This window comes from Bacillus sp. FSL K6-1560 (genome assembly GCF_038592935.1).
Taxonomy (GTDB): Bacteria; Bacillota; Bacilli; order Bacillales; family Bacillaceae; genus Bacillus; species Bacillus subtilis.
This window is the reverse complement of the sequence record NZ_CP151946.1, coordinates 1574876-1600754: the sequence shown is the minus strand read 5'-3', so window position 1 is coordinate 1600754 and position 25879 is coordinate 1574876. Positions and strand designations below refer to the sequence as shown.

Here is a 25879-nt window from a genome sequence, read left to right as displayed (position 1 = left end):
TATTTAAATTTCTCTCACGACAATGCGTGAGCCTTCTACTTTAATCACTTTTACTTTTTTATCTTTTTCTGTAAACGATCCCTCCGAAACAACGTCAAGGCGTTCATCATCAATAATCACGGTACCGGAAGGACGCAGCGGTGTAAAGGTTATACCCACTTTTCCCATTAAGTCCGTGCGCGTTTGATTTGAAACGTAGCCGCTCTCCGTGTTTGTAGAATCATTTAATATCAATTTCTTAAAGAATTTCATACGCTTTCCCAACACCCTTGTCAGTAAAATAAAAGCTGTAATCGAAACAGCTGAGGCGATCAAGAGAGAAACCGCCATGACAGTGAAGCTCCCCGCGGCTAAAAACAGGCTCGCAATAATCGCTCCCAAGCCCAGTAATCCAATGATTCCTCCGGGAAGAAAAATCTCAAGCAGGATGAGGATCACCCCTGCTATAAAGAGGAGAACCGTCTCATACCCGGCAAGGCCGGCTGCAAGATGCCCGTAAAAGAACAGCAATAACGCAATGAGTCCAGCCGTTCCAGGGAGGCCGACACCCGGTGAAAAAAGCTCCACCGTCAGACCTAAAAAAGCGATTGTCAGCAGAATAGGGACAATGACCGGATTCGTCAGCCACCTTGCTGTCTTTTCCGCAAAGCTCTCCTTTGCGTAGCTGATCTGCGCTTTTTCGAACCCAAGCTTCTTTACGAGCGTGGACAAATTGTCAGCAGTGCCTTCTGAATAGCCTACCTCAGTTGCCTTGTCTGCGTTAAGTGTCAGCAGATCTCCCTTAGGCGCGCCGACTTCCTTGGCATCTATATCTGGGTCAGCCATTGCGAGCGCATATTTTGGATCGCGGTTATTTTTCACTGCGGCATCTTCCATCTCTGCCAGCCAAAGTGATTGAGCTTTTTGGTCAGCGGCATTGCCTTGGCCATCAACAATCGCGGCGGCTCCCATTTTTCCGCCAGGCGCCATATAAATGTGATCTGCTTGAAGTGCAATATATGCACCAGCAGACAACGCGCGTTTGTTGACATATGCAGTTACGGGGATCTCGCTATCGGTTATCAAATCGGCCATATCAATAGCAGATTTGACCAATCCCCCCGGGGTATTGATATCAAGAATAATATGGTCTGCATGTGCATCCTTTGCGTCTTGTAACGAACGGGACAAAAACGAGACGAGACCCTGTTCGACATTTTTTTCAACCGGAATCACATAAACAGTTTGTTTTTCTGCTTTAGCGTTCAGCTGTACGCCTAATAAAGAAAGCAAAAATATACCCAAAAGAGCAGCACGGAATCCTTTGATTTGAAGCAAGGGCGGTGTATCCCTCCTTCCTTTTATAATAAGTGCCTTCTCTTCATACGTAACAAATGTATCAAAGGTTTCATTTTTTTATGTATAAAAAAAGACATCTCTCTTAGAAAGATGTCCTTTTCTTTGCCATTTAAGACAGTTGACTGCTCACAAGCTTATTAATTAAACTTCCGTCAGCTTTACCTTTTACTTTAGGCATAATTGCCCCCATCACTTTGCCCATGTCCGCTTTTGAGCTCGCACCGACCTCCGCGATGGTTTCATTTACGATTGTACGCAGCTCTTCTTCTGACAGCTGCTCAGGTAAATAAACTTCTAAAATGTCCAGCTCTTTTTGAACTTTATCTACTAAATCTAAACGATTAGCGTTTGAAAATTCCTGGAGGGAGTCTTTACGTTGCTTAAGTTCACGAGAAAGGACAGTGAGTTCCTCATCCTCGGTCAAACTGTCTTTCTTAAGCTTAATTGCTTCATTTTGAAGTGAAGCCTTAACCATTCGAACGACAGTCAGTTTGTCTTTCTCACGGTTTTTCATATACAGCTTCATATCCTGGTTGAGACGCTCAAGAAGACTCATAAATCCACCCTCTTTTAGAATTTGCGTTTTCTAGCAGCTTCAGACTTTTTCTTGCGCTTTACGCTAGGTTTTTCATAAAATTCACGCTTTCTTGCTTCTTGCAAAGTACCTGTCTTTGATACACTGCGTTTGAAGCGACGAAGAGCATCTTCAAGCGATTCGTTTTTTCTAACGACCGTTTTTGACATTCTCTTTCCCTCCCTCCGAATACACCAATCGACTACCTTTAAGTTACACATATAAACATGTACTTTGACATTATAATATAAGCCATCAGTCAGGTCAACTAAGTGAGTTCACTTTTCCGTCATGAGTGCGACTGCCTGTCTATATAATGATAGAAAGGGGTTGGTGAATAGGATGTTAATTCTGATTAGCTTTACTGCTCTTATATTATTCTTTCTCACAGGCATGAACATGCTTCGAAAAGGCTTAATTTCTATGGCGTACTCAAAAATTGAAGATCGTTTGCTTTTATTTACAGACCATCCATTAAAAGCGTTTCTTATCAGCATTGTATTTACGGGGATACTTCAGAGCAGTTCAGCCTTTATGGTCATTGTCATCGGCTTTGTTAGTGCGGGTGTGCTTTCTTTTAAGCGGACGATACCGATGATTCTCGGAACAAACGTTGGGTCTACCTTTACAACTGAATTTATTGCTATCAAAATGGATATTTTGATTTGGGTTCTTTTAATAGGAGGTTTATTGTTTTTTCTGACTGGCAGGTATCCTTTGAAACAGCTGGGAACAAGCTTCCTCGGACTGGGCATCATCTTCTTTTGCATCAGCGGATTCAGCCACCTTGCCGGGCCGCTGACGAAGCTGAAAACGGGAGCCGACGTTCTATACCATGTTAACGATTCAAACTGGTCCGCTTTGCTCATCGGCATGGTGTTAACTGCCATCATTCACTCCAGTTCTGTCTGTATCGGCATTTTGATGAGTTTTATGAATGAAGGGATTATCGGACTGACACAGGCGATGAGCGTCGTACTCGGATCCAATATCGGGACATGCATTACAGCTGTCATGGCTGCTGTATCCGGTGGATATGCGGCGAAACAGACAGCGTATGCGCATGTGGTATTTAACGTGCTAGGGGTGGCTCTAGTATTGCCTTTTCTGACCGCAGCGACCGGCTTTGTAGAGCAGTTATCACCCGATCCTGCCCAAAGGATTGCTCATTTCAGCCTTTTATTTAATGTAGTAACAGCTCTTTTATTTCTTCCGCTTACAAACTTGTTTTACCGCTTGATTCACCTTCTTATCCCGGCTAAATAAAAAACCGGTACATTTTAATGCACCGATTTTTTAGGTTAAGAAGACAAACGCATGTGTTCAGTTATTTCATCCTCAACCACACGGACAAACTGTCCTTCGTTGTAAGGATAACCTGCTTTTAGGATTTTGACTTTTACGATTTTGCCGATCATATCTTCCGTACCTTTGAAAACAACCTTCATATAATTGTCTGTGTAACCGACAAACATATTTTCTTCTTCTGTTTCCTTAAACGCTTCCTCAGGGATAATCTCAAGCACTTCATTTTCATACTGAGAAGCGTATTCTTTTGCAAGCTGGTCAGAAAGAGCAATCAGGCGGTGCACACGTTCGTTTTTCACGTTTTCATCCACTTGGTCTTCCATTCGCGCAGCTGGTGTTCCTGTACGTTTACTGTAAGGGAAAACATGCAGTTCAGAGAATTTATGTTCTTTAATAAAGTTATAGGTTTCCATAAATTCTTCTTCTGTTTCTCCAGGGAATCCGACGATGACATCAGAAGTAACAGCTAAGCCTGGCAGTGCTTTTTTCAATTTATTTAAACGGTCTGCAAAGAATTCCATTGTATATTTGCGTCTCATTCGTTTAAGCACTGTGTTTGATCCGGATTGGATAGGAATATGCAAATGATTCACTATCTTATCTGAGCGGTCTAAGACCTCGATCACTTCGTCAGTGATTTGGCTGGCTTCGATTGAAGAAATTCTGATCCGTTTCACGCCTTCCACACGGGTGTCTAATTCGCTCAAAAGCTTCGCGAAGTTGTAATCTTTCATATCTTCGCCATAGCCGCCTGTATGAATACCCGTAAGAACAATTTCCTTATATCCGGCATCAACAAGCTGCTGCGCTTGTTTAATGACTTCTTCAGGATCGCGGGAGCGGAGCAGGCCGCGCGCCCACGGAATGATACAGAATGTGCAGAAATTATTGCAGCCCTCCTGTATTTTTAATGACGCTCTTGTGCGATCCGTGAAAGCAGGCACATCAAGCTCTTCATATACTCTTGCTTTCATGATGTTGCTGACGCCATTAATCGGCTGGCGTTCTTCTCGGTATTGGTCAATGTAGCCAAGCATTTTTTCACGGTCCTGTGTTCCAACTACAATGTCGACACCGGGGATCGCCATAATCTCAGCAGGTGAGGTTTGCGCGTAGCAGCCTGTGACACAGATGACACCGTCAGGATTTTGACGAATGGCGCGTCTGATCACTTGGCGGCTTTTTTTATCTCCCGTATTTGTAACCGTACATGTATTAATGACATATACATCAGCTGTTTGTTCAAAGTCTCTTCTTTCATAGCCCGCTTCTTTGAAAAGCTGCCAGATTGCTTCTGTTTCATAATGGTTGACTTTACAGCCAAGCGTATGGAAAGCAACAGTTGCCATTACTGATCACCTCTTAATAACTCTGTTTGATAAGAAATCGCGCTCAACGCGTATAGCGGAGCGGTTTCTGTCCTTAAAATTCTCGGTCCAAGGCCGCACGTCACACCGTCTTGCTTTGTGAGCCGTTCAACCTCCGCTTCTGTTAAACCGCCTTCTGGACCAAATACGATCAATAGAGATGATCCTTTCGGAAGGCTGCTTACAATCGCGCTGAATGCGCTTATTTCCCCTTGCTTCGATGACTCCTCGTATGCAACGACACATTTATCGAAATCCTGCATCCTTTGAAGAAGCTGCTGAAAAGAATGGACATCCATCACTCGCGGCACTTCGTTACGGTACGATTGCTCAGCCGCTTCCTTTGCAATTTTCGTCCATCTTTCCCGCTTTTTCTTTGCCTTTTTGTCATCCAGCTTGACAACAGAACGCGCGGCTTGGAAAGGAATAAAGGCATGAGCTCCGAGCTCAGTCCCCTTTTGGATAATCCATTCAAGCTTATCTCCTTTCGGAAGGCCGCTCGCAATATAGACCTTTATCGGAAGCTCTCTGTTTTCATTCGTCCATTCTATCACAAGGCAGGACACTTTATCTTTGGAAACAGATTGAAGTTCACATTTTGCCTCGAAGCCGTCTTGAGAGCAGCAGATAATCTGATCTCCCTCATTCATTCTCATCACGTTCACAATATGATGAACATCTTCGCCGGTAATCGAAAAAGCCGGCGCTTCCTCTATTTGCTGCTTCGTGAGCTCGATAAAATATCGTTGCATACGCTGTGACACCTACTAACTGTTATTTTTTCGCAATAATGCTGACCCAATCTTCCATTGAAAGGATTTCTACAATGGTAAAGCCAGCTTGTTCCAGTGCTTCTTTTACTTCTTGTTTTTTATGCCCGATGATTCCTGACGTAATAAAGTGGCCGCCTTCTTTTAACAGGCTGTACGCTTGTGAAGTAAAGCGAAGAATGACTTCAGCCAAAATGTTGGCCACAATCACATCATGTTCCCCTTCAATCCCGTCTAACAAATTGTTTTGCTTCACTTGAGCAATATCGCTGACTTTGTTCAGCTTGAGATTAAGGCGTGCACTTTCTACAGCCACGGGATCAAGATCGTAGGCATGAACCGATTCAGCCTCAAGCATTGCAGCCGCAATACTTAAAATTCCTGAACCAGTGCCGACATCAATCACCTTATCACCCTTTTGCACAAAGCGTTCAAGCGCCTGAATGCAGAGTACGGTTGTCGGATGTGTCCCTGTGCCGAAAGCCATTCCCGGGTCCATTTCAATAATCAGTTCATCAGTATGGACCGGCGTATATTCCTCCCACGTCGGCACAATTGTAAACTTTTCAGAAATTTTCACAGGATGATAATACTTTTTCCAGGCAGTCGCCCACTCTTCTTCATTTACTTCAGAAATAGTGATCTGGTTTCTACCCAAATCAATATTGTAAAGAAGGAGATTATTAATCGTTTCTTTAATGCCGTCTACAGTTTCGCCCAGAAAACTGTTAACCGGCAGATATGCTTTGACAATGACACCCTCATCTGGGTAATCATTGGGGTCGAGCTGGTAGATTTCCCCGTACACATTCTCACGTTCTTTAATTAAATCAAGCGGGTCCTCTATCACAACCCCACTTGCACCAGCTTCATGCAATATATTTGAGATAGGTTCGACCGCTTCATGTGTTGTGTGAATGCTTAATTCGGACCATTTCAAAACTACCAACTCCTCATCCAATAATTAATCGCCTTTAAACGCGCGTTTTACCTTGTCAAAGAAACTCATTTCCTGTTCGTCAGGCAGGTTTCCGCTGACTTCGGCAAATTCGCGGATAATGTCTTTTTGTTTATCAGTCAGATTTGTCGGCGTAACGACGCGGACGACGATATGCTGGTCACCCTGTCCATAGCCTCTGACATTTTGAACGCCTTTGCCTCTTAATCTAAATTTCGTTCCTGTTTGTGTACCGGCCGGAATTTTCAATTTCACTTTTCCATGCAGCGTCGGCACTTCTACCTCATCTCCAAGAGCAGCCTGAGCAAACGTTAACGGCATTTCACAGTAAATATCATCGCCGTCACGCTCGAAGAACTCGTGTGCGCGTACATGGAACACGACAAATAAATCCCCGGCAGGGCCGCCGTTTATTCCTGATTCACCCTGTCCCGAGAGACGAAGCTGCTGCCCGTCATCTACACCGGCTGGAATTGTCACATTGATTTTCTTGCGTTTTTTGATTTTTCCTTTGCCGCCGCAGTCCGCACATTTGTTTTTAATGATTTTGCCTGTACCTTCACAGTGGTGGCAGACCCGTCTGTTAACGACTTTTCCAAACGGTGTATTTTGCTCTACGTTTAACTGGCCGGAGCCTCCGCAGTGGGAGCATGTTTCTGGATTTGTTCCAGGTTTCGCACCTGAGCCTTTACATGTCTCGCACGTTTCCTCGCGGGGAATTTCGATGGTTGTTTCTTTACCGAAAGCCGCATCCTCAAACGACAGGGTCATCGTATACTGTAAATCAGCACCCTGGCGCGGAGCATTTGGATCTCTCCGTCTTGTGCCTCCGCCGAAAATACTTGAGAAAATATCATCGAAACCAAAACCGCCGAAATCGCCGCCGCCAAAACCTCCGCCGCCGAAGCCTTGGTTAGGGTCAGTGTGACCAAATTGATCGTAATGCGCACGTTTTTGGTCATCTGACAGCGTTTCGTACGCTTCTTTTACCTCTTTAAATTTTTCATCTGATCCGGCTTCTTTGTTAATATCAGGATGATATTTTTTTGACAGCTTCCGATAAGCTTTTTTAATTTCATCCTTTGAAGCGCTCTTACTTACTCCCAGCACTTCATAGTAATCACGCTTACTCATCTCGCTTCACTCTCCCGAATTTCTCACATAAATTAGATTGTATCATTTTGAATTATGATTTTTCAATTCCTTTTATCCCGGGCAAGAAAAAAAGTCAAAGCCAAGAGATGCCTGACTTTGACTTTCTAATCATTGAATCAGATTATGAAATGTGTTCTTTTCGGTCAGCTCCGGAAGCGGGGCTGACACTAAAAAGAACTTATTTTTTGTTTTGGTCGTCGTTTACTTCTTCGTATTCAGCGTCGACAACGTTGTCATCCGCTTTGCCTTCAGCGTTTGCTCCGCCTTGAGCTTGCTGTGCTTTAGCAGCTTCTTCATAAAGCTTCATAGAAAGCTCTTGAACGATTGTTTGAAGCTCATCTTTTTTCGCTTTGATCTCTTCAAATTCGTTTTTCTCAATTGCTGCTTTTAAAGCGTCTTTGGCATCGTTGGCTTTTTTCACTTGTTCTTCATCCACTTTGCCTTCAAGATCTTTTAATGTTTTCTCAGTTTGGAAAACAAGCTGATCTGCTTCGTTGCGGACTTCGATTTCTTCTTTTTTCTTCGCATCAGCGTCAGCATTTTCTTCCGCTTCTTTAACCATGCGTTCGATCTCTTCATCTGAAAGACCTGAAGAAGATTTAATTGTAATGTTTTGTTCTTTCCCTGTGCCTAAGTCTTTTGCTCTTACGTTTACGATACCGTTTTTGTCAATATCGAAAGAAACTTCGATTTGAGGCACGCCGCGCGGTGCTGGCGGGATATCAGTAAGCTGGAAGCGGCCGAGTGTTTTGTTGTCGGCAGACATTGGGCGCTCACCTTGAAGAACATGGATATCAACAGCTGTTTGGTTATCAGCAGCAGTTGAGAACACTTGAGATTTGCTTGTCGGGATCGTCGTGTTGCGGTCGATCAGTTTTGTAAACACGCCGCCCATTGTTTCGATACCGAGAGAAAGCGGTGTAACGTCAAGAAGAACAACATCTTTTACGTCACCTGTGATAACGCCGCCCTGAATCGCAGCACCAAGCGCTACAACTTCATCCGGGTTTACGCCTTTATGCGCTTCTTTTCCAGTTTCTTTTTTGATTGCTTCTTGTACGGCAGGGATACGAGTTGATCCGCCGACAAGGATGACTTTGTCGATTTCGCTTGCAGAAAGTCCTGCATCTTGAAGCGCTTGACGGACAGGACCCATTGTGCGCTCTACTAAATGAGAAGAAAGCTCTTCGAATTTAGCGCGAGTTAATGTAAGTTCAAGGTGAAGCGGTCCTGCTTCTCCAGCTGTGATAAACGGTAAAGAAATTTGCGTAGAAGATACGCCGGAAAGATCTTTTTTCGCTTTTTCAGCTGCGTCTTTCAAACGCTGAAGCGCCATTTTGTCTTTTGATAAATCAATGCCGTTTTCTTTTTTGAATTCAGAAACAAGATGATCGATGATAACTTGGTCAAAATCGTCCCCGCCCAGACGGTTGTCGCCGGCAGTTGAACGAACTTCGAATACACCGTCGCCAAGCTCAAGGATGGAAACGTCGAATGTACCGCCGCCAAGGTCGTATACTAGGATCGTTTGATCTTCATCTGTTTTATCAAGTCCGTATGCAAGCGCTGCTGCAGTTGGCTCGTTGATGATACGTTCTACTTCAAGACCTGCAATTTTACCAGCGTCTTTTGTTGCTTGACGCTCAGCATCGTTAAAGTATGCAGGAACTGTGATAACTGCTTTTGATACTGTTTCGCCAAGATAGCTTTCAGCGTATGATTTAAGGTGTTGAAGGATGATAGCAGACACTTCTTGTGGAGTGTAATCCTTTCCTTCAATTTCAACTTTATAATCAGTACCCATATGACGTTTGACTGACATAATTGTGTTAGGGTTTGTAATAGATTGGCGTTTAGCCACTTCCCCTACTTGACGTTCGCCGTTTTTAAACGCAACAACTGATGGCGTTGTGCGGTTTCCTTCAGCGTTAGCAATCACTTTAGGCTCGCCGCCTTCAAGCACTGCCACACATGAGTTTGTTGTTCCTAAGTCGATTCCGATAACTTTACTCACTTGAATAACCTCCTGCTATGTAATTATTGATTCACTTTGACCATGGAAGGGCGAATGACGCGATCCTTCAGCTTATAGCCTTTTTGCATTTCCTCAACAACAATGTTGGAGCCGTAGTTTTCGTCTTCAGCCTGCATAACAGCTTGGTGCAGATTAGGATCAAATTCCTGCCCTACAGCTTCGATGGCTTCGACGCCTTCTTTTTTCAAGGCTTCTACGAGCTGACGGTGGACCATTTCCATTCCCTGGAGCAAACTTTTCGTCTGTTCATTGTCGGCTTCAACCTGAAGCGCTCGTTCAAAGCTGTCAAGAGCCGGCAGCAAATCAGTCACGATATTTTGAGAACGGTATTTTTGGGACGCTTCCATCTCTAAACGGCTGCGTCGTTTATAGTTTTCAAAGTCTGCTTGAACACGCAAAAGTTTGTTTTCTTTTTCCTCAAGCAAACCTTGCAATTCGTTAATTTGGTTTTGAAGAAGTTCGCTTTCATTTGTTTCTTCCTGCTGTTCATCAGCGGCAGCTTGTTCTTCAATGATTTCTTGCTCTTCTGTTTCGTTTTGTTCAACGGTTTGTTTTTCTTCTGACATTGTGTTCACCTCCCTCAAAGTGTAAGGAGAAGGACAGGTGCTGCCCTTCGATAAAATTTGCCAAAATTCCCTTATTCATCATACAGACTTGTTAATGCTTTTGACAAGTCCGAAGTCACATGCTGAAGCAGGCTGACAACCCTGGAATAATTCATGCGGGTCGGGCCGATAATCGCAATTGAGCCGATCTGCTTCTGGTCTACGGAATAAGAAGCCGTAATCAGACTGCAATTTTCCATCTCTTCATAGTCGTTTTCTTTTCCGATTTTAATCGAAATTCCCGTGTGCGGGGATTGAACCAGCTTTAAAACATCCTGTTCTTTCTCAATTAATGAAAGGAGCGACCGAACTCGGGTGATATCATGGAACTCAGGCTGGTTCAGCATATTGATTTTCCCGCCAAAAAACAACTTTTCAACATGATTTGTGGAATGAAAGGTTGAACGAAGCGCGTCGAGTATATTGTCATAGTTCTTAATGTGCTGTCTTAGGTACATGACAACTTCCTTAAATATGCGCTCATTCAGTTCATCCATTGGAACGCCGCTTAAACGGTCATTCAGTATATTGACCAGTTTTTCAATATCAGACAGATCCATTTTGGTCGGAAAGTTAATCGTTTTGTTTTCCACATGCCCCGTATTGGTAACGAGAATCGCTACCGCCATATCAGGCTGAATCGGAATGATTTGAATCTGTTTAAGGTAATTCTCACTCAGCTTCGGCCCGAGTACGATGGATGTGTAATTCGTCAGATCGGACAAAATTTGCGCTGATTTTTGAACTGTCTTCTCCAGCTCGAAAATTTTCTCTTTGAAGATCGAGTGGATTTGGTCCAGGTCGCTTTTCGTCAGTTTGACGGGTGACAGCAAATGGTCAACATAGTACCGATACCCTTTTTCTGACGGAACACGTCCTGAGGATGAATGGGTTTTTTCAATAAAGCCCAATTCCTCCAAGTCAGCCATCTCGTTTCTTATTGTTGCAGAGCTAAATGTGATTTCATCTTTTTTCGAAAGAGTTCTTGATCCCACCGGCTGTGCCGATTTAATAAAATCGTTGATTATAACCTGAAGGATCAGCAGCTGACGATTTGTTAACATCATCATCACCTCTGTTAGCACTCTCAATAAGTGAGTGCTAATTCTATAACAAAAGTATCAAACCACAAGAAAAATGTCAATTATAACTCACCCAAAAAAGCGCCAAAAACTTCATTGCCTAATAATTTCCCTTGATGAGTCAAATAAACGGCAGACTCCGAATTGTGAATCAGCCCTTTTTCAGCGAGGTCTTTTAACACGCTTGGGAAAAGTTCATCTAGGGAACGGCCGTATTTTTCTGCGAATCGTTTTTTGCTGACACCGGCTGTTTTTCTCAAACCTAAAAACATTTCTTCCTCAATCTGTTCTTCTGTTGTCACTTCATGTGTATCTCTGTACGGAAAACCCTTTTCAGCTATCAGGTCAATGTAATGCTTAACAGGTCCGACGTTCACTGTTCGTGTGCCGCCAACATATCCGTGAGCGCCGGCTCCGAAACCGAAATATTGTTCGTTGCTCCAATACGTTAGATTGTGCTTAGATTCCATGCCTGCCTTAGCAAAGTTGCTGATTTCATATTGATGAATGCCGTGAGCTTCCATCTGGCTCATCACCATTTCATACATTTCAGCTTCCTGCTCCTGCGGCGGAAGATGAAGCCGCCCTTTTTGCATCAAATTATAAAATACCGTTTTCGGTTCTACAATAAGGGAGTAAACCGAATAATGCTCGGCGTCCAATGATAAAGCAGTGTTTATGGAATGTTCCAGATGCTTGAGGGTTTGCCCCGGAAGCCCGAACATTAGATCAAGACTGATATTCTCAAAACCGATTTCCCGCGCTCTTTCAAAAGAGGTGAATACATCTTTTTGCTTGTGCACTCGGCCGATTTTTTCTAACAGATCGTCTTCGAACGTTTGCACACCAAAGCTGAGGCGATTTACGCCTGCTTCTTTTAATATTTTTAATTTCTCTGCGGACAAGTCGTCCGGATTCGCTTCAACCGCAAATTCCGATAAGTCGCTTGAGGGCTTCAGCACACGGTTGATCATATCCATCAGCTTTTTGAGCTGTTCCTCAGACAGGGAGGTTGGCGTGCCTCCTCCGATAAAGATTGTTTTGAGATCAGGCTGCCCAGTTTTTGCTATTGTATTTATCATTTCCTGTTCGAGTGCGTTTAAATACCCGTCGACTGGCTGACTTTGAATAAAATATTTATTGAAATCGCAGTAGTGGCAAATATGCTCACAAAATGGGATATGGATATAAGCTGATTTCAAATGGATTCACCTTCTTTACAGAAAGAAGCCGCAGTACAAGACTGCGGCGGCTTCTATTGTTTTTTCGGACTGTCGTCCATTTTCAGAACTGCCATAAATGCTTCTTGCGGCACTTCAACTGAGCCGACCTGCTTCATACGGCGTTTTCCTTCTTTTTGTTTTTCAAGAAGTTTCCGTTTACGCGAGATGTCCCCTCCGTAACATTTAGCCAATACGTTTTTACGCATTGCTTTTATGGTGGAGCGGGCCACGATTTTCTGGCCGATTGCGGCTTGTACCGGAACTTCAAACTGCTGGCGCGGAATGAGTTCTTTCAGTTTTTCAACGATCACTTTTCCGCGTTCATATGCGTAATCACGATGCACGATAAAGGAAAGGGCATCGATTTTTTCACCATTCAGCATAATGTCCATTTTCACAAGCTTGGACGGTTTGTAGCCGATCAGTTCATAATCAAAGGACGCATAGCCTTTAGTGCTTGATTTCAGCTGATCAAAAAACTCATATACGATTTCCGCTAATGGCATATCATAAATGATGCTGACACGGTTTGCGTCTAAATACTGCATATCAATAAAATTGCCGCGTTTTCCTTGGCAAAGCTCCATTACAGCGCCGACATAGTCATTCGGCACCATCATCGTCGCTTTTACGTATGGCTCCTCAACCCTTTCGATCTTTTGAGGATCCGGCATGTTGGACGGGTTGTCGACAACGACCTTTTCGCCGTCTGTCATATACACGTCATAGATAACGCTTGGCGCTGTTGTAATCAGGTCGATGTTGAACTCACGCTCAATTCGCTCCTGAATGATCTCCATGTGAAGCATGCCTAAAAATCCGCAGCGGAACCCGAATCCAAGCGCTTGCGAAGTTTCCGCTTCATATTGAAGGGAGGAATCATTCAGCTCAAGCTTTTCAAGAGCTTCCCTTAAATCATTATACTTCGCTGTATCAATCGGATACAAACCACAGTACACCATCGGGTTTAGCTTGCGGTATCCCGGCAGCGCTTCTTCTGCAGGATTGGCAGCGCTCGTTATTGTATCACCGACACGTGTGTCACCGACATTTTTGATTGAGGCAGTCAGGAAGCCTACATCACCGACCGTCAGTTCATTTGTCGGAGTTGCTTTCGGCGTGAACACGCCCACCTCTGTTACTTCGAATTCTTTGCCGGTTGCCATCATTTTGATTTTTTGTCCCGGCTTTACCGTTCCTTCAACGACTCTGATATAAGCCACGACACCGCGGTAGGCGTCATAAAGCGAGTCGAAGATCAGCGCTTTGAGCGGCGCCTCCGGATCTCCGGTCGGAGCTGGCACCTTTTCTACGATTTGTTCTAAAATCTCCTCAATCCCGATACCGGCTTTTGCTGAAGCAAGCACGGCTTCTGATGCGTCAAGGCCGATAACGTCTTCTACCTCTTGGCGCACACGTTCGGGCTCGGCGCTCGGAAGGTCGATTTTATTGATGACCGGAAGGATTTCAAGATCGTTGTCAAGCGCTAAGTAGACATTAGCGAGCGTCTGCGCTTCAATCCCCTGGGCTGCATCCACGACAAGAATCGCTCCCTCGCAGGCAGCAAGGCTTCGGGATACTTCATACGTGAAGTCGACGTGTCCCGGCGTATCGATTAGATGAAAGATATATTCTTCTCCGTCTTTTGCTTTATATTTAAGCTGAACAGAGTTTAATTTAATGGTTATGCCCCGCTCACGTTCAAGATCCATAGAATCGAGCAATTGTTCTTTCATTTCTCGTTGAGTGATTGCCGACGTTTTTTCTAAAATACGATCCGCTAAGGTAGATTTTCCGTGGTCAATATGGGCAATGATAGAGAAATTCCGTATTCTCGATTGCCTCTCTAAACGCTTTTCTTTATCTGTCACAATCTATCACTCCTACTATTAAACGCAAAATACACTAGCTTAGATTATATCAATAGGATTGTAAAGATTCAATGTAAAACAAGAAAGAGAAAAGTTCCCTATCATATCTGGGCTGCTTTTCTCTTTCACGTACTTATTGATTCATATCCCGTATCCATTCATACATTGACTGGGCAGTATTGGTTACGGTGTTCGAAAGCGCTTGTCCGGCTTTTGAAAACATATTGAATGTCTCCACCTTTTCCAGCTCTTTTTGTTTTTCTTCTAAATCTTTTGCCGTGACTGTTTCTCCTAGGATTGAGGCTTCTTTTTCATTATCTTTTCCGTCGGTGAGCGTAAACGCCCCCTTCAGTGAAGGGTCATGATAGCCTTTCATACTCAGCATCCCGTTGTTTGCCTGCTGCATGCCGAACAGAACGCCTAAAAACATGATCGTGACAAGCAGTAAGCATTTTCCAAAGTATGCAAACAAATCAACCACCTATTTCTTATTGTTTTTTCGTCTCCCCGCTCGCTGCGTTGACCTTTTCAGCATCCCAGTACATTTCGCTGAATACGTCCGCGGCCGCGTTAGCCGCACGCTGCAGCTCTTCGAGATTATTATCTACTCCGCCAAACTCGAGCAAAAGCGCTCTATCTGTTAAATCCTGATTGTAAACACCATTATCGCCTGGCGAGCCTTTGGAAAAGACACCTGTGCTAAGTCCGGGGTATTTTTTCTCCATCAGTTTATGAAGCTCACTCGCAATTTTATAGTTTTCTTCGAAGTTTTTGCTTTTTTTCCCGACGACAAAGGCTACCCTGGCATAGCTTTTTCCTTTAATCGTTGCGGTTGTGTCTTTTTTGCGCCGTGAGTCTCTGTGGATGTCAATGATATATTGCAGATTTTTGTTTGAAGCGAGGGCGTCTTTCACGACCGGCCTTGATTCATCATAGGACCTGGCATAGTTTAAGCCTTTTTTATTCAATTTTGACTGTATATCGGTTTTATTCACTGTGGCTCCGATTCCCTGGGATTCAAGCGCTTGTCCGAACATATCTCCTACAAGCGTGACGTTGGCTTTAGAATGGCGCGCCATGTCAGGATCGGTCTCGCCTTTTAATAGAGGGAGATATGATTCGGTATTGTGCGTGTGATAGATAAACACGACCTTTTTATCACCTGTTGTTTGTTTGGGCGGATCTTTTTGTGCATTATCTGATTGCGTTTGCTGTTTTTCAATCTCTGCCAAATTCGCTTCCCTTTCTTCCTCCATCACCTTAGACGGCGGCGGCGATTCCGCAGGCATATTCGTATAATCGGTTCCTTGTCCAGCTAACAAAATCTCGGTATCAAATTGTGCAAACCCTGGCAGCTCCCGACCGAGAAAGCTCCGCGGATCTTCGAGGTTAATGCTCGTCGCCAGCTTTAAAGAAAGACGAGAAAGATGAAATGAGCTGTCGGTTTGAGAGAGGTCAGAAGCGAAATAATGGTTTTCCATCCGCAGCAAATGTGCAAATACGTCACCCGGCAATTCTTCAGCAATCCCATAAAAAGAGTCAGACGACGGCCTAAGTTCCGGCCGGAGAGACGTCAGCACACCGGATAGAACAAAAATCACGATAAGGCTTACGATAAATAGAAAAATGGCTTTTACCGCTTTCCCTCCATTTACCGCAACAACAATCTGTCTGTTTCTGCGTTTATTTCTCATTGAATCCCTCCAGCGCTTGTCTAGTAATTACTCTATGAACAAGCTAGAGGAAGTAGAACTGTTTAGTGATTGTAGGAGCCTTTGTTTTCTTGTGACACTTTTTCATGAAGCGCTGTGTTTAATCCGTTCGCTAAAACATTTGCCATATCGTCGATAAATGAATCGACTTCCTTCGGCGTAACCATTAAGTTGTGCCCTAAAGGCGAAAGCACCTCGTGAATGAGCTGCCGTTTTTCATCTTCTTGAAGGGTTCCGACAATCCCTAGGAACGATTGGCGCTGCTTTTGATCGGGAAGATCTTCTTCAGTGAGCACTTTCTTTTTCCCAAACGTCATGCCTGCCGGAACAAGCGATCTTGATGGCCTGTTATCCTTCATTTCTCTGCCAAAATGTTTTAATATGTAGTCCACCGTGTCGCTGGCAATTGTCACGGCATCAACTACTGTCGGAACACCGATAGCAATCACCGGAACACCAAGCGTGTCTTTGCTTAAATCTTTTCGTTTATTCCCCACTCCAGATCCCGGGTGAATGCCTGTATCCGATATTTGAATGGTTGTGTTGACCCTTTCCACCGCCCGCGCCGCCAACGCATCAATGGCTATGACAAAATCAGGCTTCGATTGCTCAATCACACCTTTAATAATGTCACTTGTTTCGATTCCTGTTATCCCCATTACACCCGGTGCAAATGCACTGACAGGCCTGTAACCCTCCTGTACGTTTTCCGGCTGAAGCTTAAACAAGTGCCTTGTTACCAACAGATTTTCTACTGCCATCGGTCCAAGCGCATCAGGTGTCACGTTCCAGTTGCCGAGCCCAACGATCAAACAGCTCGCATCTTTTGAGATATTAAGGTTTTCAAGAAAAGCTGAGAATTCCTCCGCAAAGACAGCAGAGACCTTCTCCTGCATTTCCGAATCATTCTCCCTGATTCCCTGTGCTTCAAGCGTTAAATAGCGCCCTTCTTTTTTTCCCGAAAGCTCTGCGCCTTCCTTTGTAACATCAACTGTGCGGATTTTAATGCCGCCGTGATCACGCTCTTTTTCAATGAAGCCTTTAATTTCTTTTGTCGGCACAGCCTGCTGATTGGCCATTGCTTCCTTCGTTTCCACTGCCAAATCGGTCCGTATCAAATACTGATTCACATCCAGCTCACTCTTTTTCATACAGGGGCCTCCTTCACATTAAGTACCTATATTGTTGCCATTTGCTGAATGAATCATGCTAAAAAGAGAACCTTCAATGAAAAATACTTTACATTTATATTGCAATCTAAAGGTGTGTTTGATAGAATACAATTTGTTCTATTGTGAAGAAGATTTAACCTTAAGACACTGTGCTACAGGTTGTATCTTAGGAGGTGAAACACATGCCAAACATTAAATCAGCGATTAAACGTACAAAAACAAACAACGAACGCCGCGTTCATAACGCGACAATCAAATCTGCTATGCGTACTGCAATCAAACAAGTTGAAGCTTCTGTTGCCAACAACGAAGCTGACAAAGCGAAAACTGCTCTTACTGAAGCAGCTAAACGTATTGATAAAGCAGTGAAAACAGGTCTTGTACACAAAAATACCGCAGCTCGATACAAATCAAGACTAGCGAAAAAAGTGAACGGACTTTCTGCATAATATAAAAACGATCCTCAATAATGGGGATCGTTTTTTTCATTTCTTTTTAACAGCTGTAAAAGGAACAGTTCGAGCAGAAGCTGCTTGTCCTTTTTCCCGGTTTTCATCTCATAGTCCATGACGGCAAGCTGTTCAATAATTGAACGGAGCTCCTCCTCTGAAAAAAGCCTTGCTTGATCCATCGCCAGCTTTACCCGAAATGGGTGAACTTTTAGATTAGAAGCGATTTGTTTTTGTCCGTATCCCTGTTCCGCGAAGTACTTTGTCTGCAGAATCAGCCGGAACTGGTTCGAAATAAGCGCCATAATTTTGATCGGTTCTTCATTTTGTTTAAGCAAATCATAAAAAATTTGCAGACTCTCAGTTCGTTTTCGGTTGACGATTTTATTGATCAGCTCAAAAATATTTTGTTCAAGGCTTCTAGCAACAAGCATTTTCACATCATCCAGCGTAATTTCTTCACGATCTCCAATAAACGTGCAGAGCTTTTGAATCTCCTGAAAAATCGATGACAGATGTCCATTCACAAGCAGAACCAAATGCTCCGCCGCTTCCGTGCCGATTGTTTTCTGCTCTGTTTTTGCAAGGTTGACAGTAAAGTCCGTCGTTTCCTTTGCGTTTAATTCCTTCGCCTCCATCATAAACGCGTGCTTCTTTAACGCTTTCGTCAGCTTTTTCCGCTCATCAAGCTTTTCATACGGAGCAAGCAGGACAAAGACTGTGTAAGGCGCAGGTGATTGTATATATGATTCAAGCGCACTGACGTTGTGCTCAATTTTTTCTTTTTTCTTTTCACCAGTTAAAAAATATGGATTTTTCACAATGACAAGACGCCGCTCTCCCATAAACGGAAACGTTTCAGCATCTGCAATCGCTTGATCCAGCGGGTCCTCTTCCAGATCAAAAACGGATAGATTGAAATCCTTTGTCTCCTGATCAACGACCGTCTGTCTGATCCTGCTGACGGTTTCTTGCAGCAGATATGTCTCTTTTCCGTATAAACAATAAACTGGATGGACATCTCCTTTTTTCAGGCTTTTCCACACATCAAATACCATTGTTGTACGACTTCCTCTCTTTCATCATCCCCTTCTATCCTAAATTGAGTTTGCAAAATAGTAAAGAGGAAGCCTGACTGCTGCTTCCCCATTTATATTAAACGCCTGTTCGCAAGCCCCCGGGACAGCTTGTAAAAAGGCGATAATCACCAGAACAGAAAACGTTACCTTAGCTTCTAGATTTTTCAAAACAATTCCATTATACTTAAGTCAGTCAGGAGGGATAAAGTTGAATGATTTTGAAAAAAACGTTCAAAGCAAACGAAATGATGCTGTAGATTCAGCTGTTGGTTTTGTTGTGTCCTTCGGATTTTTCGCCTTCTTGTTTGTCATGGCAACGGTTATTCACCTAGTTGGTTCATAACAGCGACTGCCCGGGCTGCTGATTTCTCGGCAGTCTTTTTTAGTTCGTCTCTGTTATATCTGATGTATCATATGGAGGATAGACAGAAAAGGTTCCAACTCTGTTTTTGTATCTATATTGGATCGTTCCGTTTTGATCTGTTCGCAGCACGCGGATAGAATGTCTCTGTAATAGTTGCAGAACTTCTTGATGAGGATGATGGTACCGATTGTTTTTCCCGGCTGAGATAATGGCCGTTTTCGGCTGAAGCTGTTTGATGAATTCTTCACCGGTAGAGCCTTTGCTCCCATGGTGCCCCACCTTTAACACATCTGCTTTTATATTCGGAAACACGTTCATCACCTCTTGTTCCCCTTCTTTCTCCAGATCACCCGTCAAGATCCAGCTCATATCGCGCCCGTCTCCATCCAAAGAACGAGAGATGAATTATTTTTGCTTGCCGGATCAGGTGCTTCAGGTGACAGTACATGGAACTGCAAATCCTTTATTTGCAATACATCGCCTCGCTTCACCTCTTCAATTGTCACTCCCTCTTCTCTGGCTGTCTGCAGCACTTTCTCATCTTTAGGTTCAGAAACGAACCCTTTCGGAATCACGAGGCGCTTTACTTTATGATACTTCAGCAGAATCTCCGCCTCTCCGATATGATCTTGGTCAGCGTGCGTCAGAATTAAAGCGTCAAGCTGCTTGATTCCCTTAGCAGTTAAAAACGGAATCAGCACCTTTTCCCCCAGTGAAAACGGATGCTGTTTTTCGCGCCAAGGCTCTGACGAGTAAGACAAAGTGCCGCCGGTATCAATTAAGACACGACCCCGCTGATGCGGAGCACCTACAAACATGCTGTCACCCTGTCCAATATCTATCATATCCACTTCTCCTTCGGAACTAAGACACGGATATATAAAGAGCAGAAACATCACCGTGCAGCAAATGCCTCCGGTTACCATCAACTGCGACAAGGAGCGTTTTTCAATCGCCATAAGCAATAGGATGATCGTGACCGTGAATAAAAAAAGCAAAACAGGTGCAGGATGTGCGATCATAATCGTGAACACTTCAACATCTGCAATGTTTGTGATTAGCCTATTGGTCCAGCTTATCAATAAATCAAACCAGCTGAAAAACAATCTCCCAAACGAAACGGAAAGACTTAATAGAAGAACACCTGCTACAGCTCCCGGCAAAATACAGAAGGTATAAAATGGTACCATCAACATATTCATCGGTACGCTGATGATAGAAAACTGATGAAAATGATATAGGAGAATCGGAAGCGAGCCCAGCTGAGCGATGAGTGATACAATTGTCAGCTGCCCCAAGGAGGTTTTAACCTGATGAAAAATAGAAGAGGATAGAATTAAAGAAAAACTGACGGCGAACGATAGCTGAAAACCGGCTTCAAAGAGATGATAAGGATTGAAGAGCAGAAGGACGATGTATGAAAGACAAATTGCAGTTGCAGAGTGGACACGCCATTTGACAAGGCTTCCAGCTAAGTAAACACCCGCCATGAGAGCGGCGCGTAGCACTGAAGGAGCAGCGCCGGTCAACATCACATAGAGCGGCAGAAATAACAGCAACAGAATTGACGCCTTTTCTCTAGTTATACCAAGGCGAATCATGATATAAAACAAACCTGCTGTCAAAATCCCCACGTGGAGTCCTGATATTGCCAAGAGATGGACAACACCAAGATTTTGATACGCGGTAAGCACTTCATCCTCCACATAAAATCTGTCACCAACTGTAAGTGCCTGTACAATCCCTGCCGAATCAGGAGGCAGAAGGCTGTTTGTGAATGATATGATATGTTTTCTCAAGCTGAGCACCTTGTACTTAAAATTTTCAGGTTCGCTGCAGTTTTGGATAGACGTGACAGAGTAGTTCCAATGAATATGCTGCCGATAAAGATACTCGTTATAATCAAATGCACCCGGCACAGTTGCGTGATTCGGTTCTTCCAATGTACCAGTCAACTCACATGACATTCCTGGTTCTATGTATAACAGCTGTTCTTTTTCACCAGCAGACTGAATGCGATACGCAGCAGCCCATTTTTCCTTATCAGGTGTCTTAACCATCATAGACATACGGTCGCCGTCAATTTTGGGAATAGTGTCAATCACTGCCTTGAATTGATAGGTTCCCTGCCGATAGGAAGAGACATTCTGAGAATCTGTGACTGCATACAGTACAAAAAACAATATAAAAGAGAAGAAACAAACAATAATAAGAAAAGCGTGCCTCGTTTTGATTAAAATGATGAGGAGAAAGAGGATGAAAAGAAAAATAGCGGGGAAATAAGCGGCGGCAGTAATTCCAGCCGTTGCCGAAGCTGCCGCCATAGGCAATAACAAACGCGAATTACGCATTCATCACACGTAGCTCGTGAAAAGTGTATTCGCCTGTTCATGTATCTTTTTCAATTCTTCCTCCGCTAAACCGGCATCGGCCAATTTCCCTATAAGACCCGCTACAAATGAAAGCTTTTCTCTGTTTTTCAGATCAACGATCATTTCATCGAGTTCAACCTGTTCAACAGTTACACCCGCCTGTTCAAATAATTCCTGCGCATACGGATGTGTTTTGTAATCCTCAGCATAATAAACCGTTTTGATACCAGCTTGAATAATAGATTTGCAGCATTGAATGCACGGATAATGCGTCACATAAATCTCCGCTCCATCAGTCGGCACCCCAAACTTAGAGCATTGAAGAATCGCATTCATTTCAGCGTGAATCGTTCTTGCGCAATGATCATCTATCATTAAGCATCCTTCATCTGCACAATGTACACCGCCCGCGATTGACCCGTTGTAGCCTCCTGCTATCATGCGTTTGTCTCTGACTATAGTAGCGCCGACAGATAATCTCGGACATGTGCTGCGCAGCGCCAATAAATGGCTTTGAGCCATAAAGTATTGATTCCATGAAATTCGTTCCACGTTGTTCCCTCCAAATGTTGTGTTGCCTGACCTATAGTTTACCTATCATAATGCATGACCGTCAAATCACTTTACTGTAATGGAAGACTTTATTTTCTCAAATGACTTTTCACCTATTCCTGAAACCTTAGTGATTTCTTCAATTGTTTGGAAACGCCCGTTTTCTTCCCGGTATGCAATAATAGCTTCAGCTTTGGATGGCCCCACCCCTGAGATGCCTTGTAACTCCTCTAAGGTTGCTGTATTGATATTCACCAGCGCTCCCTTCCCTCCATCGCTTTGGACAGACCCTCCGCCACCTTGCTGCACTGCTGTTTCCTCTCCCTTTTTCGGGATGTACACCACTGTCCCGTCCTGCAGAATCTCCGCCAAATTTACTTGCGCTTCGTCTGCTTGTTCTTTGGTCCCGCCTGCTTTCTCAATTGCCTGAGATACTCTGTCCCCTGTACGCATTTCATAAACGCCTGGATGCTGAACAGCACCTTTGATGTCTATCACAATTGTTTCGCTTGACTCGTCGTTGTTTGCTTCCTGCTTTACCACTGTATTTTCTGCCTCTGTTGGTACAGCTTGCTTCACCGGCTCTTTATTTTTCCCTGTGGCCAGAAAGATCATAATCGCTGTGAAAACAGCCGCAGAAGCCGCTAAAACAATTGCTTTCTTATGCTGATTCAACCAATTCATCGTGCATGTTCCCCGCTTTCGTCATATTTTATTTTCATAACACATATGGTTTAGAGGATAATAGCTCAAAGGAGGGGAAACCATTGAAGATAGGCTTTATCGGCACAGGAAATATGGGTACGATCCTTATCGAATCATTTATTGAATCAAAAGCGGCCGATCCCTCAAACATGACAATCACAAACCGCACAATTGAAAAAGCGTTGCACATAAAAAACCGCTACAACAGCATCAACGTTACCGAAAGTCTCGAAAAGCTCGTTTCTGAAAATGAGATGATTTTTATTTGTGTTAAGCCGCTTGATATATATCCTTTACTGGCAAGAGCGCTACCTTATTTAAGAAAAGATCATATTCTCATTTCAATTACAAGCCCCGTTCAAACCGAACAGCTCGAACAATATGTGCCGTGTCAAGTGGCGCGAGTGATCCCAAGTATTACGAACAGAGCGCTGGCAGGTGTTTCTCTCGTCACGTTCGGCACAAGCTGCGGCGAATCTGCAAAAACGAAAATCAATGAGCTGATGCAGCATATCTCTCATCCGCTGCAAATTGAAAGTGACATCACAAGGGTTGCATCAGACATCGTAAGCTGCGGCCCCGCTTTTATGAGCTATCTGATTCAGCGGTTTATAGATGCAGCTGTCACGGAAACATCAGTATCTAAACAGGACGCGATTTTGATGTGTAAGGAAATGCTTGTCGGAATGGGAAAACTGTTAGAAACCGAATTGTATACCCTGCCTGCATTACAGGAAAAGGTTTGCGTTAAAGGTGGTGTAACAGGAGAAGGCATTAAAGCGCTGGAAAGCGGTGTGCAGGATATGTTTCACCGGGTATTTCAAAATACTCATATGAAGTACGAGGAGGATATTTCTGCAGTGAAAAAGCAGTTTCATGTGTAGACGAGTATGTCATACTTTCGTCTGTACTGCAAAAGCATAAAAAAGCATTTTAAAAAACCATCGTTTTAAGAAACGATGGTTTTTGATTTCTGCGCCTTGAAAAAGAGGCGTTCTGATTGTGCTGATGGCTCGGTATCCGTAAAATCAGCTGTCACGCGATGGAGCTGAAAGCCGCAGTTCTTAAGCATTTCTTCGTATTCTTCCACCGGGAACGTTCTTTGCTCGTGTGTCTCATCAAAACGATCATACGCTTCTCCGTTCCACACAAAAAACGACATATCATGAATGACAGAAAGCTCGTCACTTCCGGCAAAGCTCTGCCAAATATAGCTGATATCTTCGTCCTGGTCAGCAAATGTGCTATCCGGAAAGACTTCCGCAATTTTAAAAGATGAATGAACATCAAACAGCAGAATGCCTTCAGGCTTTAATACCCGAAAAACACTGTTAAAGGTTTCGATCACATCATTTTTTGTTTTTAAATAATTTAATGAGTCACAGCATATCACAACAGCGTCAAACTGACCGTCAAAGCCGGTAATCTCTCTCATATCCTGCTGAAGAAATAAAATAGGCTGGCTACTCGATACCTTTTGCTGGGCGAAAGAAAGCATCTCTTCGCTGAGATCGATGCCTGTAACCTCGAAGCCTTTTTCGGCAAGCCGGATGGAGATTTCCCCCGTGCCGCATGCCAGATCGAGAATACGGCCTTTTTCCGGGAGAGATGCTTCAATCCATTTTGTCCATTGATCGTAAGGCGCGTGTGACATTAACTCGTCATACACGCTTGCAAAGCCTTGATAAATCATTGATTCATTCCAAAGTCAAGATCTGCGAGCGGAGCGTCTCCCCACAGCTTTTCAAGGTTGTAGTAGCTTCTTTCGTCCTTGTGGAAGACATGGACAATCACATCGCCTAGATCAACGAGAACCCATCTTGCTTCATCAAAGCCTTCCATCTTTTTGACTTGAATGCCGTTTTCATCAGCCTGATCCTTGATTTCACGGGCAATCGCCTGTACCTGTTTATCTGAATTTCCGTGGCAGATCAGAAAATAATCAGCAACCAGAGAAATACCTTCCATATCCAGTGCTAAAATATCCTCTGCCCGTTTATCGTCGCAAGCCGCAGCTGCGATCTTTAAAATGGACTTTTGGTTCATTCACAAATTCCTCCTGTTCAGCTGCCAGACACAAGCCAGTTATATGTTAAAAATGTGTCTGGAAAAACCGGTTGATTTTTTTTCATAAGAAAAACCATTGTATTTTTAATGGACTGAATCAGCGCTTGATTCAAATCTGTCTCAGCAAGCTTACGCACCTCATCGACACCGGGAAATGCCCGATTTGGCTCAATGTAATCGGCAACGTAAATGACTTTTTCTAAAAGTGTCATGCCGGGGCGCCCTGAGGTATGATACCTAATGGCGTCAAGAATGTCTTCATCTTGAACCCCTGCCTCTCTTTGGACCAAATAAGCGCCGACCGGAGCGTGCCAGAGCTCCGGATTATGATCCAATAAATGCGCAGGCATTTTTTCTCGCGCAATAATTTGTTTCATTTCTTCTTTCGGGCGGAATTTGGCGTAATCATGAAAGATTGCCGCTGTTTCCGCTTTTTTAGAATCGGCTCCAAAACGCTCCGCAAGTTCGATCGCCGTGTTCATCACGCCAACCGTATGGATATATCGGTGTTCGGTCAATTGCTGCTTCACGCATGCAAGTGCCTCCTCACGATTCATATAAACCATTCTCCTCTACATACTTCTTCACTTTATCAGGGATTAAGTAGTCAGTGGGCTTCTTGCTTTTAAACCGTTCCCTTATCATAGTTGATGATACCTCAAATTCCGGAACGTCTGCAAAGAGAAGCGGATAAGGGGTTTCAACATGAAAACCGGGGCGCTTTACTCCAATAAATTGAATGAGGTTCAGCAGCTCGTCCAGCTTATACCATTTCGGCAAATATTCAATCATATCAGCGCCGATAATAAAGAACAGCTGATCATTTGGATAACGCTGCTTCAGTAAAGAAACGGTATCAAAGGTATATGACGGTCCTTCTCTTTCCATTTCAACAAGCTCCAGCTTAAAGGACGGATTAGATTGAATTGCAAGCTTTAGCATTTCCACGCGATGAAAGCTGTCGGTATAGTCTTCGTTCTGTTTATGCGGCGGAATTTGATTAGGCATAAACCAAATTTCATCAAGCCCCGCCTGGTACAGCACCTCATTCGCCATTAAGAGGTGACCATTATGCGGAGGGTCAAACGTGCCTCCGAAAATTCCGATTTTCTTCATTTCAA

At 43.8% G+C, this 25879-nt stretch carries 27 protein-coding genes and 1 pseudogene; 4 read left to right on the top strand and 24 right to left on the bottom strand.

All coding sequences use genetic code 11. The annotated features are described in order from the left end of the window. Positions 1–3 precede the first annotated feature (3 nt). The 3 genes from NYE22_RS08655 to rpsU form a co-directional block, all read right to left on the bottom strand. Complete coding sequence (locus NYE22_RS08655; protein ID WP_014480299.1) at positions 4–1317, bottom strand: nodulation protein NfeD; 1314 nt, start codon at positions 1315–1317, stop codon at positions 4–6. Between the two features lie 130 nt (positions 1318–1447). Continuing rightward, a complete protein-coding gene (locus NYE22_RS08650; protein ID WP_003230022.1) occupies positions 1448–1894 on the bottom strand; it encodes a GatB/YqeY domain-containing protein in 447 nt (148 codons plus the stop codon). 14 nt (positions 1895–1908) lie between these two features. Then, the gene (gene rpsU, locus NYE22_RS08645; RefSeq protein WP_003152957.1) at positions 1909–2082 is read right to left on the bottom strand and encodes a 30S ribosomal protein S21; all 174 of its coding nucleotides are present in this window, start codon (positions 2080–2082) and stop codon (positions 1909–1911) included. Positions 2083–2254: 172 nt separating this feature from the next. Here rpsU and NYE22_RS08640 point away from each other — a divergent pair, with 172 nt between their 5' ends. Continuing rightward, positions 2255–3178, top strand: a complete 924-nt coding sequence (locus NYE22_RS08640; protein ID WP_014480301.1) for a Na/Pi symporter — start codon at positions 2255–2257, stop codon at positions 3176–3178. A 35-nt stretch (positions 3179–3213) separates the two neighbouring features. Here the strand turns inward: NYE22_RS08640 and mtaB are convergent, their stop codons facing one another. From mtaB to gpr, 12 genes are all read right to left on the bottom strand, one after another. After that, a complete protein-coding gene (gene mtaB / locus NYE22_RS08635) occupies positions 3214–4569 on the bottom strand; it encodes a tRNA (N(6)-L-threonylcarbamoyladenosine(37)-C(2))-methylthiotransferase MtaB (RefSeq protein WP_003230017.1) in 1356 nt (451 codons plus the stop codon). Beyond that, positions 4569–5339, bottom strand: coding sequence for a 16S rRNA (uracil(1498)-N(3))-methyltransferase (locus tag NYE22_RS08630; RefSeq protein WP_038829708.1), 771 nt, complete (start codon positions 5337–5339; stop codon positions 4569–4571). The genes mtaB and NYE22_RS08630 overlap by 1 nt, the downstream gene beginning before the upstream one ends. A gap of 22 nt (positions 5340–5361) precedes the next feature. After that, positions 5362–6297: a 50S ribosomal protein L11 methyltransferase gene (gene prmA / locus NYE22_RS08625; protein ID WP_032726187.1), complete on the bottom strand. Its 936-nt coding sequence runs from the start codon at positions 6295–6297 to the stop codon at positions 5362–5364. A 24-nt stretch (positions 6298–6321) separates the two neighbouring features. Then, the gene (gene dnaJ, locus NYE22_RS08620; protein ID WP_041850026.1) at positions 6322–7449 is read right to left on the bottom strand and encodes a molecular chaperone DnaJ; all 1128 of its coding nucleotides are present in this window, start codon (positions 7447–7449) and stop codon (positions 6322–6324) included. 199 nt (positions 7450–7648) lie between these two features. Next, a complete protein-coding gene (dnaK, locus tag NYE22_RS08615) occupies positions 7649–9484 on the bottom strand; it encodes a molecular chaperone DnaK (RefSeq protein ID WP_014477380.1) in 1836 nt (611 codons plus the stop codon). A gap of 23 nt (positions 9485–9507) precedes the next feature. After that, complete coding sequence (grpE, locus tag NYE22_RS08610; RefSeq protein WP_003230005.1) at positions 9508–10071, bottom strand: nucleotide exchange factor GrpE; 564 nt, start codon at positions 10069–10071, stop codon at positions 9508–9510. 71 nt (positions 10072–10142) lie between these two features. After that, positions 10143–11174: a heat-inducible transcriptional repressor HrcA gene (gene hrcA, locus NYE22_RS08605; protein WP_003246126.1), complete on the bottom strand. Its 1032-nt coding sequence runs from the start codon at positions 11172–11174 to the stop codon at positions 10143–10145. Positions 11175–11254: 80 nt separating this feature from the next. Further along, positions 11255–12394 carry a radical SAM family heme chaperone HemW gene (gene hemW / locus NYE22_RS08600; protein ID WP_342412448.1) on the bottom strand — a complete coding sequence of 380 codons (1140 nt, stop codon included), beginning with the start codon at positions 12392–12394 and terminating at the stop codon, positions 11255–11257. 53 nt (positions 12395–12447) lie between these two features. Continuing rightward, positions 12448–14286: a translation elongation factor 4 gene (gene lepA / locus NYE22_RS08595; RefSeq protein WP_003229999.1), complete on the bottom strand. Its 1839-nt coding sequence runs from the start codon at positions 14284–14286 to the stop codon at positions 12448–12450. Positions 14287–14419: 133 nt separating this feature from the next. After that, positions 14420–14758, bottom strand: a complete 339-nt coding sequence (locus NYE22_RS08590; RefSeq protein WP_161986208.1) for a YqxA family protein — start codon at positions 14756–14758, stop codon at positions 14420–14422. Positions 14759–14774: 16 nt separating this feature from the next. After that, positions 14775–15980, bottom strand: a complete 1206-nt coding sequence (spoIIP, locus tag NYE22_RS08585; RefSeq protein WP_014477383.1) for a spore autolysin SpoIIP — start codon at positions 15978–15980, stop codon at positions 14775–14777. 62 nt (positions 15981–16042) lie between these two features. Next, complete coding sequence (gpr, locus tag NYE22_RS08580; protein WP_014480309.1) at positions 16043–17149, bottom strand: GPR endopeptidase; 1107 nt, start codon at positions 17147–17149, stop codon at positions 16043–16045. A gap of 203 nt (positions 17150–17352) precedes the next feature. Here gpr and rpsT point away from each other — a divergent pair, with 203 nt between their 5' ends. Then, the gene (rpsT, locus tag NYE22_RS08575; RefSeq protein WP_003229989.1) at positions 17353–17619 is read left to right on the top strand and encodes a 30S ribosomal protein S20; all 267 of its coding nucleotides are present in this window, start codon (positions 17353–17355) and stop codon (positions 17617–17619) included. Between the two features lie 14 nt (positions 17620–17633). On the opposite strand, the gene holA is transcribed toward rpsT, so the two are convergent. Both holA and NYE22_RS08565 read right to left on the bottom strand, forming a co-directional pair. Next, the gene (holA, locus tag NYE22_RS08570) at positions 17634–18677 is read right to left on the bottom strand and encodes a DNA polymerase III subunit delta (protein ID WP_029317888.1); all 1044 of its coding nucleotides are present in this window, start codon (positions 18675–18677) and stop codon (positions 17634–17636) included. A gap of 39 nt (positions 18678–18716) precedes the next feature. Then, positions 18717–18866, bottom strand: a complete 150-nt coding sequence (locus NYE22_RS08565) for a hypothetical protein (protein ID WP_003229985.1) — start codon at positions 18864–18866, stop codon at positions 18717–18719. Between the two features lie 40 nt (positions 18867–18906). Between NYE22_RS08565 and NYE22_RS08560 the strand changes: the two genes are divergently transcribed. Next, positions 18907–19041, top strand: coding sequence for a YqzM family protein (locus NYE22_RS08560; RefSeq protein WP_003229983.1), 135 nt, complete (start codon positions 18907–18909; stop codon positions 19039–19041). Positions 19042–19080: 39 nt separating this feature from the next. On the opposite strand, the pseudogene NYE22_RS08555 reads toward NYE22_RS08560, so the two are convergent. The 3 genes and pseudogenes from NYE22_RS08555 to comEA form a co-directional block, all read right to left on the bottom strand. Continuing rightward, a pseudogene (locus tag NYE22_RS08555) lies at positions 19081–21413 on the bottom strand (DNA internalization-related competence protein ComEC/Rec2). A 3-nt stretch (positions 21414–21416) separates the two neighbouring features. After that, positions 21417–21986 (bottom strand): ComE operon protein 2, encoded by a 570-nt coding sequence (locus tag NYE22_RS08550; RefSeq protein ID WP_003229978.1) that lies wholly within the window; start codon positions 21984–21986, stop codon positions 21417–21419. Between the two features lie 66 nt (positions 21987–22052). Next, positions 22053–22670 carry a competence protein ComEA gene (comEA, locus tag NYE22_RS08545; RefSeq protein WP_032726193.1) on the bottom strand — a complete coding sequence of 206 codons (618 nt, stop codon included), beginning with the start codon at positions 22668–22670 and terminating at the stop codon, positions 22053–22055. An 83-nt stretch (positions 22671–22753) separates the two neighbouring features. Here comEA and comER point away from each other — a divergent pair, with 83 nt between their 5' ends. Further along, positions 22754–23575 (top strand): late competence protein ComER, encoded by an 822-nt coding sequence (comER, locus tag NYE22_RS08540; protein ID WP_032726195.1) that lies wholly within the window; start codon positions 22754–22756, stop codon positions 23573–23575. Positions 23576–23640: 65 nt separating this feature from the next. On the opposite strand, the gene NYE22_RS08535 is transcribed toward comER, so the two are convergent. The 4 genes from NYE22_RS08535 to NYE22_RS08520 are packed head-to-tail and all read right to left on the bottom strand — an operon-like array spanning position 23641 to position 25874. Then, positions 23641–24384 (bottom strand): class I SAM-dependent methyltransferase, encoded by a 744-nt coding sequence (locus NYE22_RS08535; RefSeq protein ID WP_032726197.1) that lies wholly within the window; start codon positions 24382–24384, stop codon positions 23641–23643. Continuing rightward, a complete protein-coding gene (rsfS, locus tag NYE22_RS08530) occupies positions 24381–24737 on the bottom strand; it encodes a ribosome silencing factor (RefSeq protein ID WP_014477391.1) in 357 nt (118 codons plus the stop codon). The genes NYE22_RS08535 and rsfS overlap by 4 nt, the downstream gene beginning before the upstream one ends. A 17-nt stretch (positions 24738–24754) precedes the next feature. After that, the gene (gene yqeK, locus NYE22_RS08525) at positions 24755–25315 is read right to left on the bottom strand and encodes a bis(5'-nucleosyl)-tetraphosphatase (symmetrical) YqeK (protein WP_014480316.1); all 561 of its coding nucleotides are present in this window, start codon (positions 25313–25315) and stop codon (positions 24755–24757) included. Further along, positions 25305–25874, bottom strand: a complete 570-nt coding sequence (locus NYE22_RS08520) for a nicotinate-nucleotide adenylyltransferase (RefSeq protein WP_004398676.1) — start codon at positions 25872–25874, stop codon at positions 25305–25307. Before NYE22_RS08520 ends, yqeK begins: the two co-directional genes overlap by 11 nt. Between the last annotated feature and the right edge of the window lie 5 nt (positions 25875–25879).

What these genes read in the sequence shown, in the direction of transcription:
- yqeK (WP_014480316.1), bottom strand. Translation starts at nt 25,315, where the DNA reads ATGAATCGTGAGGAGGCACTTGCATGCGTGAAGCAGCAATTGACCGAA.
- hrcA (WP_003246126.1), bottom strand. Translation starts at nt 11,174, where the DNA reads ATGTTAACAAATCGTCAGCTGCTGATCCTTCAGGTTATAATCAACGAT.
- dnaJ (WP_041850026.1), bottom strand. Translation starts at nt 7,449, where the DNA reads ATGAGTAAGCGTGATTACTATGAAGTGCTGGGAGTAAGTAAGAGCGCT.
- NYE22_RS08640 (WP_014480301.1), top strand. Translation starts at nt 2,255, where the DNA reads ATGTTAATTCTGATTAGCTTTACTGCTCTTATATTATTCTTTCTCACA.
- rpsT (WP_003229989.1), top strand. Translation starts at nt 17,353, where the DNA reads ATGCCAAACATTAAATCAGCGATTAAACGTACAAAAACAAACAACGAA.
- rpsU (WP_003152957.1), bottom strand. Translation starts at nt 2,082, where the DNA reads ATGTCAAAAACGGTCGTTAGAAAAAACGAATCGCTTGAAGATGCTCTT.
- mtaB (WP_003230017.1), bottom strand. Translation starts at nt 4,569, where the DNA reads ATGGCAACTGTTGCTTTCCATACGCTTGGCTGTAAAGTCAACCATTAT.
- gpr (WP_014480309.1), bottom strand. Translation starts at nt 17,149, where the DNA reads ATGAAAAAGAGTGAGCTGGATGTGAATCAGTATTTGATACGGACCGAT.
- spoIIP (WP_014477383.1), bottom strand. Translation starts at nt 15,980, where the DNA reads ATGAGAAATAAACGCAGAAACAGACAGATTGTTGTTGCGGTAAATGGA.
- rsfS (WP_014477391.1), bottom strand. Translation starts at nt 24,737, where the DNA reads ATGAACCAAAAGTCCATTTTAAAGATCGCAGCTGCGGCTTGCGACGAT.
- comEA (WP_032726193.1), bottom strand. Translation starts at nt 22,670, where the DNA reads ATGAATTGGTTGAATCAGCATAAGAAAGCAATTGTTTTAGCGGCTTCT.
- holA (WP_029317888.1), bottom strand. Translation starts at nt 18,677, where the DNA reads ATGGTATTTGATGTGTGGAAAAGCCTGAAAAAAGGAGATGTCCATCCA.
- NYE22_RS08630 (WP_038829708.1), bottom strand. Translation starts at nt 5,339, where the DNA reads ATGCAACGATATTTTATCGAGCTCACGAAGCAGCAAATAGAGGAAGCG.
- grpE (WP_003230005.1), bottom strand. Translation starts at nt 10,071, where the DNA reads ATGTCAGAAGAAAAACAAACCGTTGAACAAAACGAAACAGAAGAGCAA.
- NYE22_RS08520 (WP_004398676.1), bottom strand. Translation starts at nt 25,874, where the DNA reads ATGAAGAAAATCGGAATTTTCGGAGGCACGTTTGACCCTCCGCATAAT.
- NYE22_RS08650 (WP_003230022.1), bottom strand. Translation starts at nt 1,894, where the DNA reads ATGAGTCTTCTTGAGCGTCTCAACCAGGATATGAAGCTGTATATGAAA.
- NYE22_RS08535 (WP_032726197.1), bottom strand. Translation starts at nt 24,384, where the DNA reads ATGATTTATCAAGGCTTTGCAAGCGTGTATGACGAGTTAATGTCACAC.